The 22,737-nt window shown below is 56.1% G+C and carries 21 protein-coding genes, 1 other RNA gene and 1 pseudogene; 11 read left to right on the top strand and 12 right to left on the bottom strand.

Annotation, left to right across the window (positions count from 1 at the left end; all coding sequences use genetic code 11):
- Nucleotides 1-34: 34 nt before the first annotated feature.
- From HMPREF1986_RS06520 to HMPREF1986_RS06475, 10 genes are all read right to left on the bottom strand, one after another.
- Nucleotides 35-382 (bottom strand): VRR-NUC domain protein, encoded by a 348-nt coding sequence (locus HMPREF1986_RS06520; RefSeq protein ID WP_021774020.1) that lies wholly within the window; start codon nt 380-382, stop codon nt 35-37.
- A gap of 274 nt (nt 383-656) precedes the next feature.
- Nucleotides 657-3,107, bottom strand: a complete 2,451-nt coding sequence (locus tag HMPREF1986_RS06515) for a virulence-associated E family protein (RefSeq protein WP_021774019.1) — start codon at nt 3,105-3,107, stop codon at nt 657-659.
- An 86-nt stretch (nt 3,108-3,193) separates the two neighbouring features.
- Entirely contained in the window at nt 3,194-5,158 is a 1,965-nt protein-coding gene (locus HMPREF1986_RS06510; RefSeq protein WP_021774018.1) for a DNA polymerase, read from the bottom strand.
- A 16-nt stretch (nt 5,159-5,174) separates the two neighbouring features.
- The gene (locus HMPREF1986_RS06505) at nt 5,175-5,726 is read right to left on the bottom strand and encodes a DUF2815 family protein (RefSeq protein WP_021774017.1); all 552 of its coding nucleotides are present in this window, start codon (nt 5,724-5,726) and stop codon (nt 5,175-5,177) included.
- A 3-nt stretch (nt 5,727-5,729) separates the two neighbouring features.
- Nucleotides 5,730-6,893: a DUF2800 domain-containing protein gene (locus HMPREF1986_RS06500; RefSeq protein ID WP_021774016.1), complete on the bottom strand. Its 1,164-nt coding sequence runs from the start codon at nt 6,891-6,893 to the stop codon at nt 5,730-5,732.
- Complete coding sequence (locus HMPREF1986_RS06495; RefSeq protein WP_021774015.1) at nt 6,883-7,284, bottom strand: hypothetical protein; 402 nt, start codon at nt 7,282-7,284, stop codon at nt 6,883-6,885. Before HMPREF1986_RS06495 ends, HMPREF1986_RS06500 begins: the two co-directional genes overlap by 11 nt.
- 16 nt (nt 7,285-7,300) lie before the next feature.
- Nucleotides 7,301-7,552 (bottom strand): hypothetical protein, encoded by a 252-nt coding sequence (locus HMPREF1986_RS06490; protein WP_021774014.1) that lies wholly within the window; start codon nt 7,550-7,552, stop codon nt 7,301-7,303.
- Complete coding sequence (locus HMPREF1986_RS06485) at nt 7,549-7,767, bottom strand: hypothetical protein (RefSeq protein WP_036599584.1); 219 nt, start codon at nt 7,765-7,767, stop codon at nt 7,549-7,551. The genes HMPREF1986_RS06490 and HMPREF1986_RS06485 overlap by 4 nt, the downstream gene beginning before the upstream one ends.
- 312 nt (nt 7,768-8,079) lie before the next feature.
- Entirely contained in the window at nt 8,080-8,685 is a 606-nt protein-coding gene (locus HMPREF1986_RS06480; protein ID WP_021774011.1) for a hypothetical protein, read from the bottom strand.
- Between the two features lie 74 nt (nt 8,686-8,759).
- The gene (locus HMPREF1986_RS06475) at nt 8,760-8,975 is read right to left on the bottom strand and encodes a helix-turn-helix transcriptional regulator (RefSeq protein WP_036599583.1); all 216 of its coding nucleotides are present in this window, start codon (nt 8,973-8,975) and stop codon (nt 8,760-8,762) included.
- A gap of 156 nt (nt 8,976-9,131) precedes the next feature.
- On the opposite strand from HMPREF1986_RS06475, the gene HMPREF1986_RS06470 reads away from it, so the two are divergent.
- The 4 genes and pseudogenes from HMPREF1986_RS06470 to HMPREF1986_RS13845 form a co-directional block, all read left to right on the top strand.
- Nucleotides 9,132-9,539 carry a helix-turn-helix transcriptional regulator gene (locus HMPREF1986_RS06470; protein WP_021774009.1) on the top strand — a complete coding sequence of 136 codons (408 nt, stop codon included), beginning with the start codon at nt 9,132-9,134 and terminating at the stop codon, nt 9,537-9,539.
- Complete coding sequence (locus HMPREF1986_RS06465; RefSeq protein WP_021774008.1) at nt 9,529-9,786, top strand: hypothetical protein; 258 nt, start codon at nt 9,529-9,531, stop codon at nt 9,784-9,786. The genes HMPREF1986_RS06470 and HMPREF1986_RS06465 overlap by 11 nt, the downstream gene beginning before the upstream one ends.
- A 281-nt stretch (nt 9,787-10,067) precedes the next feature.
- A complete protein-coding gene (locus HMPREF1986_RS06455) occupies nt 10,068-10,505 on the top strand; it encodes a hypothetical protein (RefSeq protein ID WP_021774006.1) in 438 nt (145 codons plus the stop codon).
- Nucleotides 10,505-11,473: pseudogene (locus tag HMPREF1986_RS13845) on the top strand (recombinase family protein); the annotation flags it as partial. The gene HMPREF1986_RS06455 and the pseudogene HMPREF1986_RS13845, both read left to right, overlap by 1 nt.
- Nucleotides 11,474-11,930: 457 nt before the next feature.
- On the opposite strand, the gene ssrA reads toward HMPREF1986_RS13845, so the two are convergent.
- Both ssrA and HMPREF1986_RS06445 read right to left on the bottom strand, forming a co-directional pair.
- Nucleotides 11,931-12,273: a transfer-messenger RNA gene (ssrA, locus tag HMPREF1986_RS12865) on the bottom strand.
- Between the two features lie 605 nt (nt 12,274-12,878).
- Nucleotides 12,879-14,396, bottom strand: a complete 1,518-nt coding sequence (locus HMPREF1986_RS06445; protein ID WP_036599581.1) for a CoA-acylating methylmalonate-semialdehyde dehydrogenase — start codon at nt 14,394-14,396, stop codon at nt 12,879-12,881.
- Between the two features lie 469 nt (nt 14,397-14,865).
- On the opposite strand from HMPREF1986_RS06445, the gene HMPREF1986_RS06440 reads away from it, so the two are divergent.
- The 7 genes from HMPREF1986_RS06440 (at nt 14,866) to iolG (ending at nt 22,684) form a co-directional block, all read left to right on the top strand.
- A complete protein-coding gene (locus HMPREF1986_RS06440) occupies nt 14,866-15,627 on the top strand; it encodes a DeoR/GlpR family DNA-binding transcription regulator (protein WP_036599632.1) in 762 nt (253 codons plus the stop codon).
- Between the two features lie 185 nt (nt 15,628-15,812).
- Nucleotides 15,813-16,667, top strand: a complete 855-nt coding sequence (locus HMPREF1986_RS06435; protein ID WP_036599579.1) for a class II fructose-bisphosphate aldolase — start codon at nt 15,813-15,815, stop codon at nt 16,665-16,667.
- A gap of 17 nt (nt 16,668-16,684) precedes the next feature.
- Nucleotides 16,685-17,731 carry a 5-dehydro-2-deoxygluconokinase gene (iolC, locus tag HMPREF1986_RS06430; protein WP_021774000.1) on the top strand — a complete coding sequence of 349 codons (1,047 nt, stop codon included), beginning with the start codon at nt 16,685-16,687 and terminating at the stop codon, nt 17,729-17,731.
- Entirely contained in the window at nt 17,724-19,655 is a 1,932-nt protein-coding gene (gene iolD / locus HMPREF1986_RS06425) for a 3D-(3,5/4)-trihydroxycyclohexane-1,2-dione acylhydrolase (decyclizing) (protein ID WP_021773999.1), read from the top strand. Before iolC ends, iolD begins: the two co-directional genes overlap by 8 nt.
- Nucleotides 19,656-19,670: 15 nt before the next feature.
- Nucleotides 19,671-20,456: a 5-deoxy-glucuronate isomerase gene (locus tag HMPREF1986_RS06420; RefSeq protein ID WP_021773998.1), complete on the top strand. Its 786-nt coding sequence runs from the start codon at nt 19,671-19,673 to the stop codon at nt 20,454-20,456.
- Between the two features lie 247 nt (nt 20,457-20,703).
- Nucleotides 20,704-21,600, top strand: coding sequence for a myo-inosose-2 dehydratase (iolE, locus tag HMPREF1986_RS06415; RefSeq protein ID WP_036599628.1), 897 nt, complete (start codon nt 20,704-20,706; stop codon nt 21,598-21,600).
- Nucleotides 21,601-21,661: 61 nt separating this feature from the next.
- The gene (gene iolG / locus HMPREF1986_RS06410) at nt 21,662-22,684 is read left to right on the top strand and encodes an inositol 2-dehydrogenase (RefSeq protein ID WP_021773996.1); all 1,023 of its coding nucleotides are present in this window, start codon (nt 21,662-21,664) and stop codon (nt 22,682-22,684) included.
- Nucleotides 22,685-22,737 lie beyond the last annotated feature (53 nt).

The raw sequence follows: 22,737 nt of genomic DNA, 5'->3' as shown, positions 1-22,737 counted from the left end.
TCTGATAGTCGTGAGGTATGAACTTCATCTGGCATCACCTCCTTCCTCGTAATTGTGCGGCCGGTACGCCATCGGCTCCCGCCTCCCGTCCGTTTCCGGCCATCTCGCCAAGGCGCTCGATCCACCAGCTTCTCGCCTCGTCCATCCCTCTGATCACGGCCACCCTGGCGCTCCGTTTCTTCATGCGCTCGATCTGCCAGCCCTGGAGAGCGCTCAGCCTCCCGGATACTGTCTTCAGCTCGATGAACCAGACCCGACCCCCCGGCAGAATGGCGATCCGATCGGGCACACCATCGTTCCCGGTGCTGGTAAACTTGAAGGCTAAGCCTCCCATGTCCTCGATCCGTCGCCGGAGCCAATCCTCTATGTCTCGTTCTCTCATTTGATCCTTCCCGTGACAACTTCCATTTTTTTTTGCCCGCCTATATACGCGTATTACGCGCGCGGGCGCTCACAGGCGCCTATTACGCGTGTTATAGGTAAAATATCAATAGTGTATAAGAAAAAGTTGTCACACTTGTCACATGTTCGTGCTTGCCCCTTTGTTTATGTGGTTTTCGAGCCGTGACAACGCTGAGACAAGTCCTGAGACAAGTGTCACTTGTCTCAGCTTCTGCTGATGTAGTCGTTGTGACAAGTCTGCCTTGTGACAAGTGTCAGTGTGACAACTTTCTCGTGTATGGTCTCTGCTGTCCGTAGCCCTCGATCCGGTCTCTTTTGCCGGATTTTTCCCATTCCGGGAGCTTGGCCATGATGCCCGCAATCTCGTAGCCGTCTTGCTTCTTCCATGAGCCCCCCGGACGTCCGAAGCATTCGACGAAGATCTCCTTTGCGCTGACCTTCGTCCGCTGCATGGTGCCTTCCTGTTGCTTCGGATCCAGGACGTCGCGCTGCGCGAAGTAGTCCCGCCGCTTGTCCAGGTCCCAGCTGTACCAGTCCTCCGGCAACAGGGTGTCGAGGTAGTCGAGCACCTCACCTTCACGCTCGTCGTACAGGAGCGCCGCCTGTTGAGCCTTGGCAGCTTCCTTCTCCATCTCAGCATCCAGGAAGCTGTCCTCGCCCTCCGCGGCATAGGCGGCCGCCTCGGCCCAGATCTGTGCCCTGGTGGCCTCTGTCATGTCCCAGATTGAGAGCCTGCCGCCGCCTTCGACGGAGACCGGCCAGAAGCGCCGGTTGCCGGTGGTGTCCCGGAGGAAGCCCGTGGTGCTGTTGGTGGTGCCGCAAATGATCGCGGTCCTCGGGTGCCTTTCGACCACTCGGCCATAGGCTGCCCGGTACTCGTCCACCTGGCGGCTAATGAAGCCCTTCATCACGTCGATATCGGCCTTTCTGGTGCCCTGCATCTCGCCGATCTCCATGATCCAGACGCCCTGAAGCTTCTCGGCCGCCGTCTTGTCCCTGGTGTCAGCAAGGCTCAAGCTGTCGCTGAACCACTTGCCGCCCAGCTTCCGGAGCAGGGTGCTCTTGCCGATCCCCGGCTTGCCGTCCAGCACCAGCACGGTGTCGAACTTGCAGCCGGGCTCCCAGACTCTCTGGATCGCGCCGATCAGGGTCTTCCTCGTGACGGTCCGGACGTAGGGCGTGTCCTCTGCCCCCAGGTAATCCACAAGGAGCGTGTCTACTCTCGGCGTGCTGTCCCACTCCGGCAGACCCCTCAGATAGTCCTGCAACGGATTGAAGCGCCGCTTGTCCGTGATCTGAGTCAGCGCCCGGGTGAACTTGTTCTCCGGGAACTGGACCTTGTACCTGTCAGCCACCCAGATGTAGAGCTGGGCGTCGTCGGCGTCTCTCCAGTATTTGTTCGGGCGCTTCCAAGGCAGTTTCCCCTGGACCTCGATCGCGCTGGTCAGCTCGTTGAAGCGGATCCCCTGAAGCGCCGGATCGTTCTCCAGGATCAGCGCCGCGTTGGTGATCACTGTCCGAAGGGTGCCGTTCTCGTTGAGGAGGAGCTTCGCCTTCCAGCTGTCGTCCTCGTCAGCTGCCTTCGGCAGCTCGTTTTCGAAGTCCAGCGAGGCAGAGTTCTGCCGGTCTTTTGAGGCTGTGATCTTGGTGTCCGGATCTTCGGATGCGAAGGCCGCCATCGCCTTGTAGCTGGCTGCGTCCTTGCCGCTCTTAGTGCTGTCATCGTCCATGTCTCCGAACTTGTGGATCCGGACCAGGTCGAAGGCGTTGCAGAGCTGGCCGCTTGCCGGATCGGTACTGTGATTCGAGAAGGCGAAGACGTCTCCGTCGTAGACCACGAGGCCTGCAGCGGTGGAGCCCGCAGCGTAGGTGTAGCGGTCCGGCTTGGCCGTCTGAGTGTATACATTCGTCAGGAACTTCGCGATCGCCTCGGTGATGCTGTACGTCCGGCAGAAGGCTCCGACGATACCTTTCTTGGCAAGAGGGTCTCCCTGCTTGTCGGCTTGGCGCTTCCGGATCCCGCCCATCCTGGACGACTCCGGCCAGAAGCTCGTATCCGTCCAATCCGGGTATTCGGCCAAGACCTCCTCAGTATTTAGGAATGGCGCGTCATAGAATTTGAAGAAGGGCTCCACATCCGCGCTGTTCGACGGCCAGTACATGAGGCGCGTCGGCTGGAAGGTGGAGTCGTCGAAGTAGTCAATCCCGATCTTCCCCGCGACTTCCCTGGCGATGGCCTCGTACTCGTCCGGGCTGACCGCTCTGTCGAGCGGCATGATCAGGCGAAGCCGTGGGCGTTCCTTTGTGTGCTTATGGGTCGAGTAAACCGCCAGGGCACATTCGATCTCCAGGTTGTTCATGAGATCGTCCCAGAAGTCGGCCGGAGGAAAGTCCAGGTCCAGGGTGAGGATCTGGCGGGCCAGGACGTAGCCGGTCTTCCGGCGTCCGTCCTTTAAGTGCCCGCCGACGAAGCCGCCGATGTCCTTGATCCGGTCCTGCTGCTCCTTCGAGAGCTTCATATATTCGGCATGGGTCTCCGGAGTCTCTACGGACTTCGAGAGCCTCAGGAGGAGGGCAGACCAGGAGATGGTCTTGTTCTTCCAGGAGGTTTCGAAGCGGCTTTTTCCCAGAGCGATGATCAGCTCTCCGTCGTTGTCTACAGCCATGCCGCTATCTGCGAGCGAAGGTACTGCGCTGCTTTTCATCGTCCCATACCTCCTTCGTCTTTATTGTTGAATCTGCCTAGTCTGCCGTATCTTCTCCCCATTAGATCGATCAACTTTCCCATGGGCTAATCCTTTCTGTAAAAGTAACAAGAATAGCCGTCTCCCTTCAGCGGCAGGCCAGGAGCCCAGTCGATCGGGTAGGCCATGCAGCTGTTGATGATTTCCGGGGCATCCTTATCTTCAATCGGCACATCGACGATCATTTCGTCGTGGACGTGCATGACAATCCTGTAGCCGCGATTACTCACGCTCCTCATGGCGACGGCCAGACAGTCGCGGGCCGTCGCCTGTACGATGTTCTCAACGAGCTTACCGCCATAGGTCTCCGTCTCCTCCCACTGCCTCGTGGTCTGATTGGTACCCATGTACACGATGTGGTCGCGTCCGTCCTGCGGATCCTGTTTCAGCCTGGCGCCCCAGTAGCAGAGTTCACGGCCGCTCGGCAGCCTTATGAAGAGGTTATGATGGATGTAGCGGAAGGCGATGCCATGCTGGATTCGGACGGTCCGGTGCTCCTGGATGGCTGTCTTGGCCGCCAGCTCGCAGGTCCTCCAGAGCTTCTGGATCTTCGGGTTGGCCGCTCGCCACGCGTCGACGATGCCCTGGAGTTCCTCCTCTGGGATCGTCCCACCTTTGTCCATGCGCTTCATCGCGCCAACGCCGCCTTGATAGCCACAGGCAAGTGTTGCGACCTTTCCCTTCTGTCGGAGCTCACCGTTGACGCCATGCTTCACGACCGGCACGTGGTACATCATGGACGCTGTCTCGCAGTAGATGTCCTTGCCGGCGCAAAAAGCGTTCAATACCCAGCTTTCTCCGGCTATCCACGCGACCACACGGGCTTCAATGGCGGAGAAGTCACTGACCACGAAGCGGCAGCCGGGGGAGGGGATGAAGGCCGTGCGGACGAGCTCCGAGAAGACGAAGGCCGTCTCGCCGAAGAGGGTCTCCAGTGTGTCGAAGTCACCCTCTGCTGTGAGATCTCTGGCCAGATCGAGATCCGGCAGGCTGTTTCTCGCGAGATTGTGGGTCTGCACCAGGCGGCCCGCCCATCGTCCGGAGCGGTTCGCTCCATAGAACTGCAGGATCCCGCGCAGGCGGTCATCCTCGCAGATGGCCTCCAGCATGGTGCTGTACTTGCTGACCGATGTCTTGCCCAGTGCCCGGCGGATCTCCAGCACGCGGCGGACCTCTTCGGGGATTTCTTCCTGCAGCATGGCTGCGATGGTGTCCTTGGTGAGGTCGGCCTGATGGATGCCCCTGGCCGCGAGCCATTCCTTCAGTTGCGCGAGGCTGTTCGGGTTGGCCAGTCCTGTGATCTGTCTGGCTTCTTCCTGCAGCTTCTCGCGGTGCTGTGTATCATATTCGACGATCCTCTGGATCATGCTGCGGTCCAGCTTCACGCCGTGGTCGTTCATGTGCTGATCCAGATTCCAGAGCTCCTGCTCTTTCTTTGGGATCTTATAAATTGCCAGCTTCTTCAGGATCTCCTGCTCGGTGACGACGTCTTGACGATTGTAGGATTTGTAGAGGCTCCACTTACCCGGATCGTGCGCCGGCATGTTCCGGCTTCTCTGGCCGTTGGCCCTTGTAGGCTTACACGGCTTCGAGAAGTACTGGATCAGGACCTTGCCTTGTGGATACTTCAGCTTGTTCTCCGGCAGCCCCAGGGCCATTCCTGCGCCTGCCAGACTGCCCGGCAGCCCCAGCATCAGTGCCTTGACCATAGTGCAGCGCCACTGCTCCGGCGGCATTTCCTGCCCGGTCCACCTGGCCAGGCAGGTCCGCTCGAAATTGGCGTTGAAGGCGGTCTTAATCACATCCGGATCATGCAGAGCGCCCAGGAACTCGTCCCAGGTCATGCGCGGATCCTTGGTCGTGTCGATCTGCCTGACTTCTTCCTCGTCGTCGAATTTATAACCGATCAGTAATACGTCAAAGTCTGGCGCCTCCACATATCGGTAGACGCCAGACTTAACGAGATCCACGGAGCTGTACGTCTCAATGTCTACGCCCATGAATCTGTGCATCTTTACCTCCCGGTGATTAGAAATCCTCGTCCTCGTCACTGTCGTCGAAGTCATCGCCGAAGTCAGACTCTGCCGATGCTCTTGCCGCCCCGAGACGGTCGCCGTCCTTCAGCTTCTGGATGTTGTTGAGGCTGACGCCGACGCCTTTGTTGCCGTTGGTATTGAACGGGAAAAAGTTGATGGACGCGCGGCCCCAGCATCCGCTGTAGACTTCTTCCGGGTCGAGGATCTCATTCAGATCCTTGTCGACGATGCCGGGCTTCTGAGTGCTGTTGCAGTTGAGGAAGTACATGTCCTCGTACTCGGGGGCCTCGTCAGCTCTCTCGGCGTCTCCGTCGCGGAGCGGGAGCTTCAAGTTGGCCGGTTTCTTGCCTCCCCACTTGGAAGCGGTGCCCTCCTGGACGGCCTCCTCGATGGCCGCCTTGATCTTCTTGAGCGTGGCCTTGTCTTCCTTCGGGATCAGCAGGCACACGCTGTACTTGGCGTCCTGTCCGGCCTGGAAGGCGCGGCTATTAAAAATGTTGACGTAGCTGAAACGAACCTTGCCGGTGATAACTTTTGTACTCATGATTTAATCCTCGCTTGTATTGAAGTCGGCCTTTGCGGCCTCTGTCGTGTTGATTGCTTCGCGCTTGTCGCTCTCTGGGACCAGGACTGGCTTACCCACCGGTTTGATGATCAGATCTCCCAGAGTCTCCGTGAGTTTTTTCTTGCCGATGAGCTTTTCCATGGCGGTGATGCCGTAGAGCTTTCGTTCGTAGAGTATCGCCTCATCATAGCCTGCCTCCATGAGTTTCTCGGCCACCTTGATGTCGTTCGCATACTTTCGGTTCGCTCTCCCTTCCACCAGCTTCCAGCCGTAGAACGTGTGGCCGGCCAGGGCCTGCTGGAGAGCGTAGTCACTGACGTCCTTGACCCAGTGCTGCAGCTCCTCCGCCCGCCGGAGCACTTCGCCGATTTCCTCGTCCGTCAGGAGCGGCGGCAGCTTGAAGTCGTGCTTGGCGAGTTCAAGGTTGCACTCGGCGTGCTTCCGGCAGACTGCCTTCGCAGGGCAGAAGCGGCACCAGTCGCCGACAGCCGTGTAGTCTGTGCCGTCCATGGCCATTCGGGCCCTCGGTGCGACCTCTTCCTCCGCCCAGAGCAGCAGCTCCTTCAGCGGGAGCTCCTCCGTGCTGACGTGATTCAGGCGGGGCTGGATGATCGTGACCTTCACGGTGTCGAAGTCGTAGAGGTCGCCGAAGAGGTTCGCCGCGCCCAGGCCGTACAGCCTCAGCTGCGGATTGTTGTGGGCGTCGACCTTGACGCCTTGGCCATACTTCAGGTCGATGACCTGGATCGCTTTGCCGCCGATCACGACTGCGTCCGACGTTCCGAAGCCTTCCGGCACCCATCTGTCGAGATTGAACTGCTGCTCGATCATGAGCTCGGCGTCCTCACCTGCCGCCGCCAGGGCTTCAATAACTTCGTCAGCATAGAAGGTGGCGGCCTCTTCCATCTCTCCGCAGTAATACTCGTTTTTGCGAATCTTCTTCATCCTGGCCTCAAACTGCTTCGGAGTGAGCTCACCCGTGATCTGGCGAAGCTTCAGCTCTCCGAGGGAGTGGGCCAGCGTCCCCCTGTCCGCGTCACTGCTCGAGCCGGGGGCGGGGCACTGATCCGACAGCGCCACGGAGCCCGGGCAGTTGATCCAGCGGAAGGCGCTGGAGGCGGACAGCTTTGCATGCTTACCCGGCATTTTTCAGGGCCTCCTCAGCCTTAGCCTGGAGCTCTGCCAGTCGGTCGTCCGGCACGTTGGTCAGCTTATCGAAGCCGAGATCCGCGATCAGGCGGCTGGCTGTGTTGGTTCCCGTTTTCTTGTTGAGGGTTGCCAGGATCTTACGGACGGTGACGCGGTCGACCTTCTTCGCGGTCGTCTCTTCCTGCTTCGCTGCGGCCTCTTCCCGGGGCTTTTCGTCCTTCGGGGTAGACTTTATCGCCTCAGGCTCTTCAGGGGCCCTCCGGGGCGTTTCTGCGTTCTTCTCGGCGGGCTTTTTGACCTCTTCGACGGGTGCGTCGACGACTGCCGGCGTCAGGTGCAGGCAGCTCTGGAATTCCTCCAGGCTGTCGAAAATAACTGTGATCTTCATCCTCCTAGTCTCCTTTCTATGCACTTATCATCCACAACACGGAGAGCGACAGAATCGCGATGCACTCCAGGGCTGCGATCCATCGCCAGAGGATCGCTCTGCCCAATGCAGTGTTTCTATCATCAACGGCAGCCCTCAGGGCCGATACGAGGAGAGAGGTCTTCCTTTTCAGCTTATTGAGCTCCTTGAGCTCCCTAGCCATCTCCGCAGCTTTCCTTCCTGCGGCCATTGTCTTCAGATCAGGGATCTGCAGTTCTGTAAGCTTCATCTTGCCTCCTCCACTTTTCCACCATAGGCGAGCTCATACTGCCGGATCTCCTCCGGCTCCAGGGGCCTGGTATAAAGCGCCAGGCCCCAAGCTTCGTTCATGATCCTCTTGCATAGCTTGCACCCGTTAAAATCCTTGATCCGGAAGAGCCCCTTTGTCGGCAGCGCTCCCGGTGCCGGCGGCCTCCGCAGGAGATAATATTTGTACAGCTTCATTTCTTTCCCCTCCTTCCTAGTCAACGCTTAACTCAACTAAGTCAACGTTTAGTTGAGCTAAGCCGGTCAGTTCCTCGATGTCTTCCGTATTGGTAGCCTATGGCTGACCCCGTAGATTGCGAGCAGCAGCCCGATATTTGCGCCGATCGCGGTGCTGATCAGGTTCTCCCTGAGCATCTTCCTTTTCCATGCTTCTCCGGATCGCAGCCAGTGCGGCCATGGCCAGCAGCGTCAGATCCGGAGCTTCGTCGCGTGTCGTCATTATGGAGGGCCTCCTCGTGTTGGGCATGATTTTCCTCCCTGTCCCTTCCCTTAGTCTGCAAACAGAACGATCTGGTCATTGTAGAGCTCGTAGTTTATCGCGCCGCAGTCGAAGCGGATGTAGTTCCAGTCGGTGGCGTTGTAGAGCGGCAGGCGTTCTACAACGCCAGTCCTCCTGAGGTGCCTATGGCGGTTGATTTCATAGGTCGAGACGCTGTGGTGGATCGTGGTCTTCTCCTTCGCGAAGCCAAACCAGCCATAGAGCAGCTCCTTCGCTTCGGCGTCTGACATGATCCTCGTGTCGTCGGTATTCCTCAGGTGTTCGTAGTCGGCTTGCTTTACGTTCCCGGGCATCTCGTAGGGCTGCCACTCTTGCTCTTGATCCAGGGCTTTCTTCAGTCTCTCGACTTCTTCCTTCAGATCCTTGACTTCTTTCTCCTCCTCGCTTCTGTCAGCCTGGAAGTCTCGCATCCTCCTCTGGCTCCTGTTGTTAGCGTCGCACTGGATCCTCTGGGCAATGCCGTCGTGGTTCTCCCTAAAGGCTTTGCAGAAGTCGTCTTTGCTTCCATCGAACTGGTAGTAGTGTTCTTCGATCACCCGGTAGGTCTCAACGCTGGGGTAGATACCAGCGCGGGCTTCAAATTCTTCGATCATCATGGTGGTGTGCTCTCCTGTTTATGCTTCGTGCTTGTGGCGTTCATCCTGCTCTGCTACGGGGCGATAAATAAACCTTAACTTGATTGATTGGGCAAAAAAATATTATCCTGAGGGATTCCGTAGATTTCACTCAAAAGCGTAAAATTTGCCGTATCAATGACTGTTCTTCCGTTTTCCCAGTTCACTATCGTCTGCTTGGTTTTCCCCAATTTCCGGGCAACATCCGATTGCGTCAGTTTGGCATTGACTCTCGCCGCTGCCAGACTGATCTTTAGCGCATTCCCGTTCAAAGTCCTTTCCTCCTTTCGCGCGCTCCTATGCGACAAGTGTATTGTATATCAACTTAAACTTGACGTCAAGCAAAAAGTTGATTTTTTTTGCCTTTGGTATTGAATAAATCAACTCTATATTTTATACTTCTATTTCAGAAGGGGAGGTATTAAACGATGCCAGAGAATATACAAAAGATTTTCACGTCTAATTTAAATCGCTTGCTATCCCTCCACGGAAAAACGCAGCTTGAATTGGCCAAATATCTTAAAGTCAGCAATACGACGGTAAACAACTGGGCGAAGGGATATAACACTCCTAGAATGGATAAAATAGATCGGATCTGTGCCTTTTTTAAAGTGGCAAGGGAAGATTTGTTGAAGGACCAGAAGGACGGTGCGCATACACCTGCCTATTATACCGATCCTGAGACGGCGAAAGTCGCACAAGAGATCTATGATAACAAAGAGCTTCGCGTTTTATTTGATGCTGCAAGGAATGCCAGTTCTGAGGACCTTGCTACCGCAACAAACGTGTTAAAGGCCCTTTTGGCGAAAGAAAGAGGAAGCGAAGATGCTGATTGAAGATCACGATGAAGACCCGGATGTCTATACCTATTTGGTGGATTTTGAGACAACGGGTGTGTCGGAAATGGTTCGAATGAATGATGACGGGAGCTATACCGTGCTTCTTAATTCCAGGATGAGCCGGGAGAAAAATCGGGAGTCCTATCTTCACGCGAAGAAACACATCCATAGCCATGATTTAGATACTCGGGATGGAAAATCCGTCCAGGAGATAGAACAAAGGACACATGCAAAAGGGGTATGATAGCAGATGTACACGTACAAGTCGCTTACAGCGGATCGAATGAATCTTATTTTGACGGAGGGCCCCTGCAGCTCATCGGCTGAAAAATATGGTCTGCAGCTGGGAAACAAAGCGCACCGTCATCAATGGGCATCGCCTCCGCTTTAACGGAACAGCGGTGAAGCTCTTCGGGAAATGGACCGCTATGTATGACACAGGCCCGGATACGATTCTCACTCATGGGGGTGTGGAGCATGAAGTCTCGAGGACAAGCATGAAAGAAAGATCGGAGGGTGAAAACTATGTTTTTTAATTCAAGAAAGAAACAAGAGGCCCAGATCCTAGCCCCTCAGTTGTTGAAGATCATCGAGGAGAGCTGTCAGCTTGTTAACCTGACGCTGAAGCCAGACGTCTTCTTTTTCCGCTACGAGTTGCTGAAGGAGACGTCTAGCCGGCTCTTGGAGCTGTCAAAGTATATCAAATTGAAAGGCACGAGCCCATCTGATATGGTGGCCATGATAACAGCAAAAGAGCATGCCGCGACCATGGACTTCCTGCATCGGTATTTTGAGAGCGTCGAGCAGACTGCCGCAGAAAGAAAGACCTTGAAGGGCACACGGAACCAGTTCGACCGTTTCTATAAGTCGCTTCAGCCGTTCTATTCTCGGATGGACGCAGAGCATATTGCTTATATCGAGGGAGCATACGGCCGCAGCGTGGCCGAGTTGAGGAGGCTGTGATGCTGGGCGTGATTTATGCGAGATATTCAGAGGGCCCGAAGCAAACGGACCAATCGATCGAAGGCCAGGTTGCCGATTGCATGACCTACGCAGAGCGGAGTGGGATCGAGGTGGTGAAGGTTTACGCCGACCGGCATGTCAGCGGCAAGAGCACGGCAGGCCGCGATGAGTTCCTGCAGATGATCCACGATGCCCAAGAGCATCGCTTCGAGGCCGTGATCGTGTGGAAGATCGATCGTTTCGGTCGTTCCCGCCAGGATATTGCCATCAATAAGATGAGATTGAAGAAAGCCGGCGTGAGGCTGTACTACGCCCAGGAGGCCGTGCCGGAGGGCCCGGAAGGGATCATCCTGGAGTCAGTCCTGGAAGGCCTGGCTGAGTATTACAGCGCAGATCTCCGGCAAAAGGTCAACCGAGGGATCCGCGAAAGCGCGAAGAAGGGCCGTGTCAATGGGGGTACGCTGCCGATCGGCTACAAACTGAATGGAGACCGTCATCCTGTTCCGGATCCGGAGGTCGCGCCTCTTGTGCAGCAGGCCTTCCAGATGCACATAGCCGGAGCGAAGACGGCAGAGATTCGGGAGCTGTTCATCAAGGCGGGCGTGAAGGGCCGTCGCGGTTCCGCCGTTTCGAATGCTGCCATCTATAGGATGCTGAGACAGGAGCGCTATACTGGTACCTGGGAGATCCAGGGCATCCCGTTAGACGTGGAACCGATCATCGACTTGGCCACCTTCGAAGAGGCGGCACGCCACTTTAAGACGAGCCGATGCAACGCGGCAGGGAGGGCGAACGTGGACTACATGCTGAGCTGCAGATGCCACTGCGGATATTGTGGGAAGCTGGTGCAGGGAGAGTCCGGCACGGGAAAGGGCGGAAAAGTATATAACTATTACAAGTGCGGAGGGAAGAAACGCGGCTCAAAATGCAAGCTGAAGGCGATCCCGAAGGATCAGCTGGAGATGGCCGTACTGGAAGCAACGATCACGGATGTCCTGACGGACGAGATGATCGGGAAGCTGACGGACCGGATCATGAAGATTCAGGAGGATGAGCACGCCGATGATCCGACAGCTGCTTTTATCTCACGTCTCGATGGATGCCGGAAGCGTCAGCGGAACATTGTGGAGGCGATCGAGGCCGGAGGGGGTGCCGCCCTGGTGACTCGTCTGTCCGAACTAGAGGCTGAAGAGAAGGAACTGCAGAGGCGGATCCGCGCTGCAGAGATCGAGCAGCCAATGCTGTCGAGGGAAGTGATCGCGAAGTGGCTGGATAGCTTCAGGGATGGAGATGTTGACGACCCGGCTTTCTGCGCCCGTCTTCTTGATACGTTCGTGGCCGACATGGTCCTCACGAATGAGGAGATCACAATCTTCTACAACATAACAAAACGCACCGGCTCGAGGTGTTCGAGTACGGTGCGCCTAGTGGACCTGACGGGAGTCGAACCCGTGTCCGAAAACAAATTCCCTTTCCTTCTACTATCATAGTACGCTTTTGTGATTCCCCACCGCAGAAGGATGCGCACGTCCTGCTGAGGCCGGTATCCCCGGATACGCCCATGAGCGAGGGGAAGCGCCCATGTCGTTTCTCATATAAATGAGGTCAGATTCTCAGACTATGAGTGGACTGAGGCTGGCCGGCGGCCCTTAGGCTGCCAGTGCGTAACTGTTGTCGTTAGCGTTTAAATTTAATTTGAAGTTTAACGCGACTGTCTTTCGGATAGCTTCTAAAGCTGCATTGTCCCCGTCGAAACCGGTACAAGCCCATAGAGATACAGAGTAAAGACATGAGGCCTATGGATAAGCTTCTGCCTGAAGCTCTGTTAAATGCATTCTACACTTTTTTCAAATATTTGTAAAGCCGCAAAATATATTGCGGAGGCAGCGGTATAAGCTGCGGATGCGATAAGGCGGAGGTGGAATCTTACGGACAGCACCGAGAAATGGATGCGTAAAATGTCCGGTGCTCCGATAAAGCACGGGAATCCGGAGGTGAAATTTCACGGGGCGCATTAAAAGGATCGAGAAAGAAGGAAGAGGAACCGGGAGGATTTCATAAAGAATCAAAAAAGCGGCGTTTTTGCATTTACTGTAATGCAGAGACGCCGCTGTACAGGCCGAACGGGAAAGCTTGGAACCGGGCTGTAGACCGGGGGAGGGATGGAGCAGCGCTCCCCCAGGGAAACACTGACTCAATCAGAAAAATTTCGTGCCAACGGGCGTGATGCCGAAAAAACGTGCGGAACGCCGGTGCTTAATGAACACGAGTGCAAAAAGGTGTGAATTTAGTACCGCTGCGTGGAGCCCCGAACGAGAGTGTCCTTTGAGGCAAAAGGCATGGCGCATGAGTCATGAATAAATCAGTATTTCCCTAGATCTCTGTGCTCCCCTCCCAGGTTCCGACCTCCCGCTTCGCGGATTTTTCGTCGAACCAGTGAGTGGTCACGGTCTTTGCCCTCGTGTAAAAGCGGACACCGTCCTTTCCGAGTACATGCAGGTCCCCGAAGAAGGAGTCCTTGTTTCCGGAGAAGGGGAAGTAGGCGGTCGGAACGGGGATGCCCACATTGATTCCCACCATGCCTCCGTCGGTATCCATGACGAATCTTCTGGAATAGTAGCCGCTCTGTGTGAAAATGGCGGAACCGTTTGCAAAGGGGTTTCGATTCATGATTCTGACGCCCTCTTCATAGTCCCGAACCCGTTTGATGCAGGTGACCGGCCCGAAGATCTCACAGTCTCCGACTGACATTTCCGCTGTGACATGATCGAGAATGGTAGGACCGACGAAGAAGCCGTTTTCATAGCCGGGGACCTTACAGTTTCTTCCGTCCAGGACGAGCTTAGCTCCCTCATCGATTCCCTTCTGGATCCAGTCGCAGACACTTTTTCGATGCGCGGCGGAGACGACAGGGCCGAGCCTGGTATCCTCCTCATAGGCGCAGCCGACCTTCATGGCCTGGGCCTTCTCCTTCAGGAGCGAGACAAAGCGGTCTGCGATGGATTCCTGGACACAGATCACGGGGAGAGCCATGCAGCGCATCCCGGCGCAGCCATAGGTGGAATTGATAATGGCATTTGCGGCACTCTCGAGATCGGCGTCCTCGAGAAGAAGGGCGTGGTTTTTCGCCTCGGTCTGAGCCTGAACTCTCTTTCCGTGCTCTGCTGCGATGGAGTAGATTTTCTTTCCGACGCCGGTGGTCCCGACAAAGGTCACGGCCTTGATGCGCGGGTCCGTGAGGAAGATCTCGGCCTCCTGTCTGCCGCAGGTCACGAGATTGACGACGCCCTTCGGAAATCCCGCCTCCTCATAGAAAAGCTCCAGGATGCGGATGGAGGTGAGGGGAGTCTGACTGTTCGCTTTCAGTACTACGGTATTTCCGGTGGCGATGGCGAGAGGGACCATCCAGCCCCAGGGGATCATGGCCGGGAAATTCATCGGCACGATTCCGGCTACGACGCCGAGCGGGAAGCGGTAGCTTGTGCTGTCATAGCCTGTCGTCACATTCATGGAGGCGTCGCCCTGAATGAGGGCCGGGAGGCTGCAGGCAAGCTCTGTCGGCTCAATGGCCTTCTGCACGTCGCCGCGGGCCTCTCCTATGGTTTTTCCGAGCTCTTTTGCGCAGAGCAGGGAGAGCTCCTCCTTATGCCGGACCAGGACATCCCTCCAGGTAAACATATACTGCTGGCGTTTTGAGATGGAGAGGGAGCTCCAGGCCGGAAAGGCGCGGTCCGCAGATTCGATGGCCGCCTCTGCCTCCTCTTTCGTACAGCACGGCGCCTCGGCGATCAGCTCTCCGGTGCTGGAGTCGGTGATCGGCATATAACGTTCCGCCTTGGATTCCAGCCATTCTCCGTCGATGCAGTACTTTAATCGTTTTACTTCTCCCATAGCACAGATCTCCTTATGAAACAGAGCCTTTGACCGCGAGAAGGCGGCCATGGATATAAGTGTATAAGCCCCTGCCCGGCGGGTAAATGCGAAGCAGCCTTGCCTGCACAGGCGCGCGTGGGACTTATCCATATTTGTGATGCCGGAAATTCCGGAATGAGTATTTATTGGGTATAATATTATCATAAAATGGTCATATGTCAATATTTTTCGAATAAAATAGCAAAATAAGAGCACAATTTAACAATAAAAGAATAAAAAAATGAGCAAATTAAGAGCCTTGTTCCGGAAATTAACTTGAGTTTTCCGAAAGGAAAATTATAATGATAGAAAGAGCAGGAGAAAAGGAAGCCTATGAGAACGCCGTCAAGGCTTGGACTTCACTACGAGGAGGGACTTTACGGTATGTCTTCGGACGTTTTCCCGAGGAATGGAGATCGGACGGCGGAAAGGATGGAACAAAGAGGAGATGAGAGAGAAGCGGCTGGATGCGATAGAGCAATATATCTTTGAGAAGAAGAATGCAAGTCTGGATCTTCTCTGTCAGGAGTTCCAGGTCTCCAAGAATACGATACGGAGGGATCTGGAGGAGCTTAGCCGCCGGGGCAATATCCGAAAGGTATATGGAGGGGTTAAGCTCGCGGGAGACGCGGCGGGGAGGGTGGAGCTCTCCGCCTTCGATGAAAGGACGATCTCACACAGGGAGGAAAAGGATCTGATCTGCAAGAAGGCGGCCGCCCTCGTGAAGGAGGGGGATACGATATTTATTGATACAGGGACGAGCTGCACGAATCTTGTGAAATATATCGGAAAGATCCCCTGCAGCATCGTCAGCAACAGTCTCAGGGTGGCATGCAATGCACAGCCCTACGAGAAGCTCCAGCTTATCATGCTGCCGGGGACGCTTCGGAGAGAGACCATGTCCTTTGTGGGGATTGAGACGGTGGAGCGGCTCCGGATCTATAATATCGACAAGGCCTTCATGGCGGCGACCGGCCTCTCTTTGGACCGCGGTCTGACGAATGCCTCGGTCTACGAGTATAATATCAAGAAGGAGGTAATTTCCAGAAGCCGGAAAAGATTTCTGATGGCGGATCACAGTAAGTTCGGAAAGACGGCGCTCTACACCTTCTGCGATTTCGAAAATCTGGACGCCGTAATCACGGATATGCCCCCGGCGGCGGAGTATCGGGACTACTTCCGAAGTCAGAATATAGAGCTTTTGTCATAGGACTTCCCCCCCACATTCGTGAAGGCACGGAGTGGGGGATTTTTTGCGTTCAGATCCATAATATACCCAATAAATACAAATATAATACAAATATATACCCATAACTTGCTTGACAAAAAGGGGTATTCCAGATAATATTAACGTAAATCAGAGTTGGTCGGGCGAAAATAGAGGTAAAAATAACCATGCCATTGGTGAAAATGAGTAAGTTGCTTTTGCGTGCTCGGAGGGATGGAAGAGGCTGTGCATCCTTCAGTGTCTACAGCATGGAGTCTCTGATCGGCGTGATGAGGGCGGCGGAGGAGAGCGGGACGGCTCTCATCCTGCAGCTTGCGGAGGCGAGATTCGGGACGGCGCCCCTGGAGCTGATGGGCCCCATGATGATCGCGGCAGCGAAGAATTCCGAGCTTGAGATCGCGGTTCATCTGGACCATGGGACCAGCTTTTCCGCGATTCAGAGAGCCTTGGAGCTGGGCTTTCGCTCGGTGATGTATGACGGGTCCCTCCTTCCCTTTGAGGAAAACGTGGAGGGGAGCCGGAGAGCGGTGGAGATGGCGAGGGGCTTTGATGCCGATGTGGAGGCGGAGCTTGGGCTGATCGGAAAGGGAGAAGGAGGGGGGGAGGACCACGGAATTCTCTATACGAGGGCGGAGGATGCGGAGGAATTCGTAAGGAGGACCGGCGTAGATGCCCTGGCAATCGCGATCGGGAATAAGCACGGGAACTATACCGGGGAGCCGAAGCTCCGCTTTGATATCCTCCGGGAGATCCACAGAAGAATTCCGGATGAGATTTTGGTACTGCACGGAGGGAGCGGGATCTCCGATGCGGATTTTCAGCGTTCGATCAAGGAGGGAATCACAAAGATCAATATCGCGACGGCGATTGCGGATGCCGTGGTGCGGGCCTCCGGAGACTATCTCTCTTCGGTAAAGTGCGATGGAAGGGCGGATTTCTACCGGATGAGCGGAAGGATCGCGGAGGAGGTACGCGAGGTGGCGGAGCATCATATCCGGGTCTTCAATGGGGAAGAGCTTTGAATAGGGGAGGTTCTGGCATGGGATATCTTGATTTCGAGAGAGACAGGGAGCTGGATATCATTTTTCTCGGGCGCATCGCCGTCGATTTCAATCCGGCGTACAGCGAGAAGGTGAAGGAGGGCTTCAAGCCTCTCAGAGAGGTGCATTATTTTGAGATGTTTGTGGGAGGCTCTCCGGCAAATTCCGCCTGCGGTGTCCGAAAGCACGGCTTGAAGGCGGGCTTTTTCGCAAGGATCTCGGAGGATCAGCTCGGAGATTTCGTGCTTCACTTCTTTCGGGAGAGAGGGATTGATGTCAGTCATATCCGGCGCTGCAAAAACGGGGAGAATATAGGGCTTACCTTTACGGAGATGCTTTCCTCCAGGGAGAGCAGGATTTTAATGTACCGGAACCGGGCGGCGGACCTGCAGCTGGATGTCTCCGATATCGACGAGGACTATCTGAAAAAGGCAAAGGCGATCCTGATCTCCGGCACGGCTCTTTCGGAGAGCCCCTCCCGGGAGGCCGCCTTAAAGGCTGTGATGCTCGCCAGGAGGAATCGGGTGAAGGTCTTTTTTGATATCGATTACAGGGCCTATAACTGGAAGAATAAGGATGAGATCTCCATCTATTATGCCGCGGTCGCAAAGGAGGCGGATCTCATCATCGGCTCCCGGGAGGAGTTTGACCTCACAGAGCGCCTGATCCGGGAGGGGATGACGGACCGGGAGAGCGCCGCGTACTGGATGAGGCATACTGCGAAAATTGTCGTCATAAAGCATGGCATGGAGGGCTCCAGCGCTTACACGGACGATGGGAGAAGCTACAGTGTAAAGCCGTTCCCGGTGGAAGCGAGGAAGGGCTTTGGCGGAGGTGACGGCTACAATGCGGCATTTCTCTCCTCCCTGTTTAAGGGAAGGGAGATCATGGACTGCCTGGAGTACGGCTCCGCCGAGGCGGCGATGATGGTGAGGAGCAATAATTGTTCCCTCGACCTTCCGGATGAGGAGGAGCTGGAGCGCTTCATTAAGGAAGAAAAGGCAGTCTACGGGGAGAGGATCGCGAGAGGGGAGGACAATGGATAAGACGATTCGCATGACAGTGGCGCAGGCCATCGTAAAGTTCCTGGACCAGCAGTACATCCTGATGGACGGAGCAGAGAATAAATTCGTCGAGGGCTTCTTTACGATTTTCGGACACGGGATCGCGGTGGGACTGGGGGAGGCGCTGGACAGCGATCCGGGCTCTCTTCGCGTGATGCAGGGGCGGAATGAGCAGGGGATGTGTCATGCGGCGATTGCCTTCGCAAAGCAGAGCAACAGAAAGAGGATCATCGCCTGTACCTCCTCCATCGGACCGGGGGCTGCCAATATGCTTCCGGCCTGTGCGACTGCCACAGTGAACAATATCCCCCTTCTCGTCTTCCCGGCCGACAGCTTCGCGAGCCGCCGTCCGGACCCGGTACTGCAGCAGCTGGAGCAGCCGTCCAGCCTCGCTCTTACGACAAATGATGCCTTCCGGCCTCTGTGCCGGTACTGGGATCGGATCACTCGCCCGGAGATGATCATGACGGCGCTGATCCAGGCGATGCGTGTCCTGACGGATCCCGCGGATACCGGGGCCTGCGCGATCGCCCTCTGCCAGGATGTCGAGGGGGAGGCCTATGATTTTCCGGAGTATTTCTTCCGGAAAAGAGTGCACCGCATCACAAGGCCTGTCGCCGCGGAGGAGGAGCTTACGGATATTGCGGAGGCGATCTCCGCATCGAAAAGGCCGATCCTGATCGTGGGCGGAGGTGTGAAATATTCCGAGGCCGGGGAGACGGTGGAGAATTTCTGCCGCGAATTCGGTATCCCCTTCGGGGAGACGCAGGCGGGAAAGAGCGCGTGCCGATCCTCGGATGAGAACTGCCTCGGAGGAATCGGCGTGACGGGGACTCTTTCGGCGAATCGAATTGCGGCGGAGGCGGACTGTGTCATCGCGGTGGGAAGCCGTCTGTCCGATTTCACGACCGCATCCAAGTGGCTCTTCGGGAGGCGGGATATCCGCATCGTGACGATCAACAACAGCCGCTTTCATGCCTGCAAGATGGACGCTGTAAAGGCGGTCGGAGACGCGAAGCGGACATTGCTTTTGCTCTCGGAACAGCTGAGAGAGAGGGGATATCACAGTTCCTATACGACAGAGATCCGGGAGGCCAAGGAGATGTGGGAGAGAGAGATGGAGAGACTCTCCGGCATCCGCTGTACCGGCCCTGATTTTGAACCGATGATACGGGAGAGAGATCCCCGCACGATTCCGGAGTTCTTGGAAAAGACAGGAGGGCAGATCACGCAGACCGCGGCGATAGCGGCACTCAGAAGACTCATGCCGGAGGACGGCATCGTCATCACGGCGGGGGGATCTCTCCCAAGCTGCATGCAGAGGATGTGGACGACGGACAAGCGCGGAGCCTATCACGCGGAGTACGGCTACTCCTGCATGGGCTACGAGGTCGCCGCGACACTCGGCGTCAAAATGGCGGAGCCGGACTGCGAGGTCTACTGCGTGGTGGGAGACGGGAGCTTCCAGATGCTTCACAGTGAGATCATGACGATACAGCAGGAGAAGAGGAAGGTCAATATCCTGATCTTTGATAACTGCGGTTTCGGCTGCATCAACAACCTTGAGATGACGAGGGGGATCGGAAGCCTCGCGACGGAGTTTCGCTACAGCGGCGGGGGAAAGCCGGACGGAGAGCTGATCCTCGTGGACTATAAGAAGATCGGCGAAGGCTATGGGTTAAAGAGCTACTGCTGCCGGACGATCCCGGAGCTTACGGCGGCGCTGGAGGATGCGAAGAAGGAGAGCGGGAGCTGCCTTTTCGACTTGAAGGTCCTCCCGAAGACCATGACGGACGGCTATGAGGCCTGGTGGGATACCGGGCTGGCCGAGGTCTCGGAAAAGGAGAGCGTCAGGAAGGCCTATCGGGAGCTTTCACGCTGTCGGGAAGAGGCGAGAAAATACTAGGGAAGGGAGCTCATCATGAAAAAGGTCTTTGGATATCCGGAATTTGACGAAAATGGAGAGCAGCTTCTCACAAGCTATGACAATGAGTATGCGGATATGCTGATGGACATCCGCGTCTACCGGATGAAGGAGGGATCGAAGAGAGAATTCCACAGGGAGGGGGAGGAGACGGCAATCCTCCTTCTCTCCGGGAAGATCCGCTATCTCTGGGAGAGAAGGGAGGAGATCGCATCGAGGAAGGACGTTTTCCACGAGGGACCCTTTGCCCTGCATGTGCCCGGAGGGACGCCGGTCTGCGTCCGGGCCGAAACACAGGCAGAGATCCTGGTGCAGTGCACGAAGAATGAAGCGAAATTTCCGTCTCATCTCTACCGCCCGGAGGAGGCACCCTGGAAGTACAGCTGTGTGGGAGAATTCGGAAATACAGCGAAGCGGCGGGTGAATACGATTTTCGACCATGAGATCTCCCCAAAGTCCAATATGGTGCTGGGGGAGGTTCTGAATGATCCGGGGAACTGGTCCGGATATCTTCCGCACCGGCACGCGCAGCCGGAGACCTATTATTTTAAGTTTGACAGGCCGGAGGGCTTCGGGGCGAGCTTCGTCGGGGACCGGGTATTTAAGAGCGTGGACGGGAGCTTTTCCGCGATCCCGGGGGGCGAGCTCCATCCGCAGGCGGCCGCGCCGGGCTTTCAGATGTATACCTGCTGGATGATCCGGCATCTGGATGGAAGGCCCTGGCTTCAGACAGACCGCTGCGAGGACGAAAGATATACCTGGCTCCACGATGCGAAGTTTTAGACATATGTCTCCGGTCGGATTATGCGGGAGACGGCCATGCCGGAGACTTCATCGCCGCTGCGGATCCTGAGCAGACTGTCTGCCGTCCCGGCATTTTGTGATTTGATCTTTCGGGGTGCCCGCGCATCGCTGTACAGGAGAGCCGGGGCGAGACTAAGACCGCCCTGCGGCGGGCGCTCAGATGCCGGAGAAGGCGGCAGCAGGTCTCTTCGGGGAGATAGAAAGGATAGGAGGAGGAAGAGAGGATATGCTGGACAAGAACAAAATTTCACTGGGAATCGCGCCGATCGGCTGGACAAATGACGATATGCCGGATCTCGGGAAGGAAAACAGCTTTGAGCAGACCGTGAGCGAGATGGCCCTCGCGGGCTTTCAGGGAACAGAGGTGGGGAGTCATTATCCGAGCGACCCGATCGTTTTGAAAAAGGCGTTGGATCTCAGAGGACTTCGGATCTGCAACCGCTGGTTTTCCTCCTTTCTGATCAGCAGACCGTATGAGGAGACGGAGGCCGCCTTCCTCAGGGAGCTCTCCTTCCTAAAGGCGGTCGGTGCGGAGCGAATCGGCGTATCGGAGCAAAGCTACAGCACCCAGGGCATACTGGATCAGCCTATACTGGAGGGAAAGTATGTCATGAGCGAGGCGGAGTGGGAGAGGCTCGTCACGGGCTTAAACAGGCTCGGGAAGCTCGCGGAGGAAAGGGGCATGAAGCTCTGCTATCACCACCATATGGGAACGGTGGTGCAGACGGAGGAGGAGATCGACCGCTTTATGGACAGCGTGGATCCGGAGCTTGTATTTCTTCTCTTCGACAGCGGACACTGCTCCTTTGCCGGGATTGATCCGACGAAGGTCCTGAAAAAATATATCCGAAGGACCCGGCACATCCATTTAAAGGATCTCAGGAAAAAGGTCGCGGAGAGAGCCGCGAGGGAGAGGTGGAGCTTCTTAAAGGGTGTGAGAGAGGGCTGCTTTACGGTGCCCGGGGACGGGGACGTCGATTTCGCTCCGCTCTTTCAGATCATAGAGGAGTCCGGCTATGAGGGCTGGGTGCTCGTGGAGGCGGAGCAGGATCCCGCAAGGGCGAATCCGCTGGAGTACGCAATCAAGGCGAGAAAGTATATTGCGGAGCATACGGGACTATAAGAGGATCGGGGCAGGAAAGACAGAGCCGATATCGTCTATACAATGAAAAGGGAGGAATAGGATGAAGGATAAGCTGAAGATCGGGCTTCTCGGACTGGGGAGGATCGGGAAGCTGCATGCCGCGAATGTTCAGAATGCGATCCCGGATGCGGAGATCACGCTTGCGGCGGACCCCTTTCTGAATGAAGAAATGGAGCTTTTTGCGAAGGAAATCGGCATTCCGAGATGCACGAAAAATACAGAGGAGATTTTCTCGGATCCGGAGATCGACGCCGTATTCATCTGCTCTTCGACGGATACGCACGCGGATTTCATCGTTAAAGCGGCGGAGGCGGGGAAGCAGATCTTCTGTGAGAAGCCGATTCACACAGATATTTCGAAGATCAAGGAGGCACTTTCCGCCGTGGAAAAGGCGGGGGTCAGGCTTCAGCTCGGCTTTGTGAGAAGATTTGACAAAAGCCATAAGAAGGTCCGGGATATCGTCGCCTCCGGGAGGCTCGGAAAGCCCTGCGTAATCAAGGTCTGCTCCAGAGATCCGGAGGCCCCTCCGATGTCCTATGTGGAGGTCTCCGGGGGAATCTTTTTGGATATGATGATCCATGACTTCGATATGGCGCGTTACCTGGCCGGGAGCGATATCGAGGAGGTCTCCGCGTTTGGAGCCTGCCTCATCAATCCGGACTTCTCAAAGTACAAGGATGTGGACACTGCGGTCGTGACGCTGAAGTTCGAAAATGGCGCGATCGGAGTGATCGATAATTGCAGGCAGGCGCCTTATGGCTACGATCAGAGAGTGGAGGTGCACTGCGAGAAAGGCTGTGTGCAGGATAAAAACCACCTGGAGAATGAGGCCTTCATCAGCTCCTCCGCCGGAGTGGAGTCCGCGAAGCCGACCTGGTTCTTCCTGGAGCGATATAATGATGCCTTCATCGAGGAGCTCAGGGCCTTCATCCGGGCCGTCCGGGAGGGAGGGGAGATTCCGGTCGGAGGCCGGGACGGGCTTGAGTCCGTGAGAGTCGCAATAGCAGCGGGAAGGTCTCTCTCAGAGGGGAGAGCCGTGAAGCTGTCGGAGATAGAGGCATAGCGAAAGAGGAAGAAGACCGGCTTTCCCGGGGAGAGCGGCGTTTTTCACCGGGA

This window comes from Oribacterium sp. oral taxon 078 str. F0263 (assembly GCF_000469565.1).
Classification (GTDB): Bacteria; Bacillota; Clostridia; order Lachnospirales; family Lachnospiraceae; genus Oribacterium.
Note: the sequence above shows the minus strand (reverse complement) of the source record. Positions and strands in the feature narration are given on the sequence as shown.

Coding starts and splice junctions, on each gene's coding strand:
- HMPREF1986_RS06455 (WP_021774006.1), top strand. CDS start 10,068: ATGTTTTTTAATTCAAGAAAGAAACAAGAGGCCCAGATCCTAGCCCCT.
- HMPREF1986_RS06480 (WP_021774011.1), bottom strand. CDS start 8,685: ATGATGATCGAAGAATTTGAAGCCCGCGCTGGTATCTACCCCAGCGTT.
- HMPREF1986_RS06470 (WP_021774009.1), top strand. CDS start 9,132: ATGCCAGAGAATATACAAAAGATTTTCACGTCTAATTTAAATCGCTTG.
- HMPREF1986_RS06440 (WP_036599632.1), top strand. CDS start 14,866: ATGAGAGAGAAGCGGCTGGATGCGATAGAGCAATATATCTTTGAGAAG.
- iolE (WP_036599628.1), top strand. CDS start 20,704: ATGCTGGACAAGAACAAAATTTCACTGGGAATCGCGCCGATCGGCTGG.
- HMPREF1986_RS06435 (WP_036599579.1), top strand. CDS start 15,813: ATGCCATTGGTGAAAATGAGTAAGTTGCTTTTGCGTGCTCGGAGGGAT.
- HMPREF1986_RS06445 (WP_036599581.1), bottom strand. CDS start 14,396: ATGGGAGAAGTAAAACGATTAAAGTACTGCATCGACGGAGAATGGCTG.
- HMPREF1986_RS06420 (WP_021773998.1), top strand. CDS start 19,671: ATGAAAAAGGTCTTTGGATATCCGGAATTTGACGAAAATGGAGAGCAG.
- HMPREF1986_RS06510 (WP_021774018.1), bottom strand. CDS start 5,158: ATGCACAGATTCATGGGCGTAGACATTGAGACGTACAGCTCCGTGGAT.
- HMPREF1986_RS06485 (WP_036599584.1), bottom strand. CDS start 7,767: ATGAAGCTGTACAAATATTATCTCCTGCGGAGGCCGCCGGCACCGGGA.
- HMPREF1986_RS06520 (WP_021774020.1), bottom strand. CDS start 382: ATGAGAGAACGAGACATAGAGGATTGGCTCCGGCGACGGATCGAGGAC.
- HMPREF1986_RS06495 (WP_021774015.1), bottom strand. CDS start 7,284: ATGAAGATCACAGTTATTTTCGACAGCCTGGAGGAATTCCAGAGCTGC.
- HMPREF1986_RS06505 (WP_021774017.1), bottom strand. CDS start 5,726: ATGAGTACAAAAGTTATCACCGGCAAGGTTCGTTTCAGCTACGTCAAC.
- HMPREF1986_RS06515 (WP_021774019.1), bottom strand. CDS start 3,107: ATGAAAAGCAGCGCAGTACCTTCGCTCGCAGATAGCGGCATGGCTGTA.
- HMPREF1986_RS06465 (WP_021774008.1), top strand. CDS start 9,529: ATGCTGATTGAAGATCACGATGAAGACCCGGATGTCTATACCTATTTG.
- HMPREF1986_RS06500 (WP_021774016.1), bottom strand. CDS start 6,893: ATGCCGGGTAAGCATGCAAAGCTGTCCGCCTCCAGCGCCTTCCGCTGG.
- iolC (WP_021774000.1), top strand. CDS start 16,685: ATGGGATATCTTGATTTCGAGAGAGACAGGGAGCTGGATATCATTTTT.
- iolD (WP_021773999.1), top strand. CDS start 17,724: ATGGATAAGACGATTCGCATGACAGTGGCGCAGGCCATCGTAAAGTTC.
- iolG (WP_021773996.1), top strand. CDS start 21,662: ATGAAGGATAAGCTGAAGATCGGGCTTCTCGGACTGGGGAGGATCGGG.
- HMPREF1986_RS06490 (WP_021774014.1), bottom strand. CDS start 7,552: ATGAAGCTTACAGAACTGCAGATCCCTGATCTGAAGACAATGGCCGCA.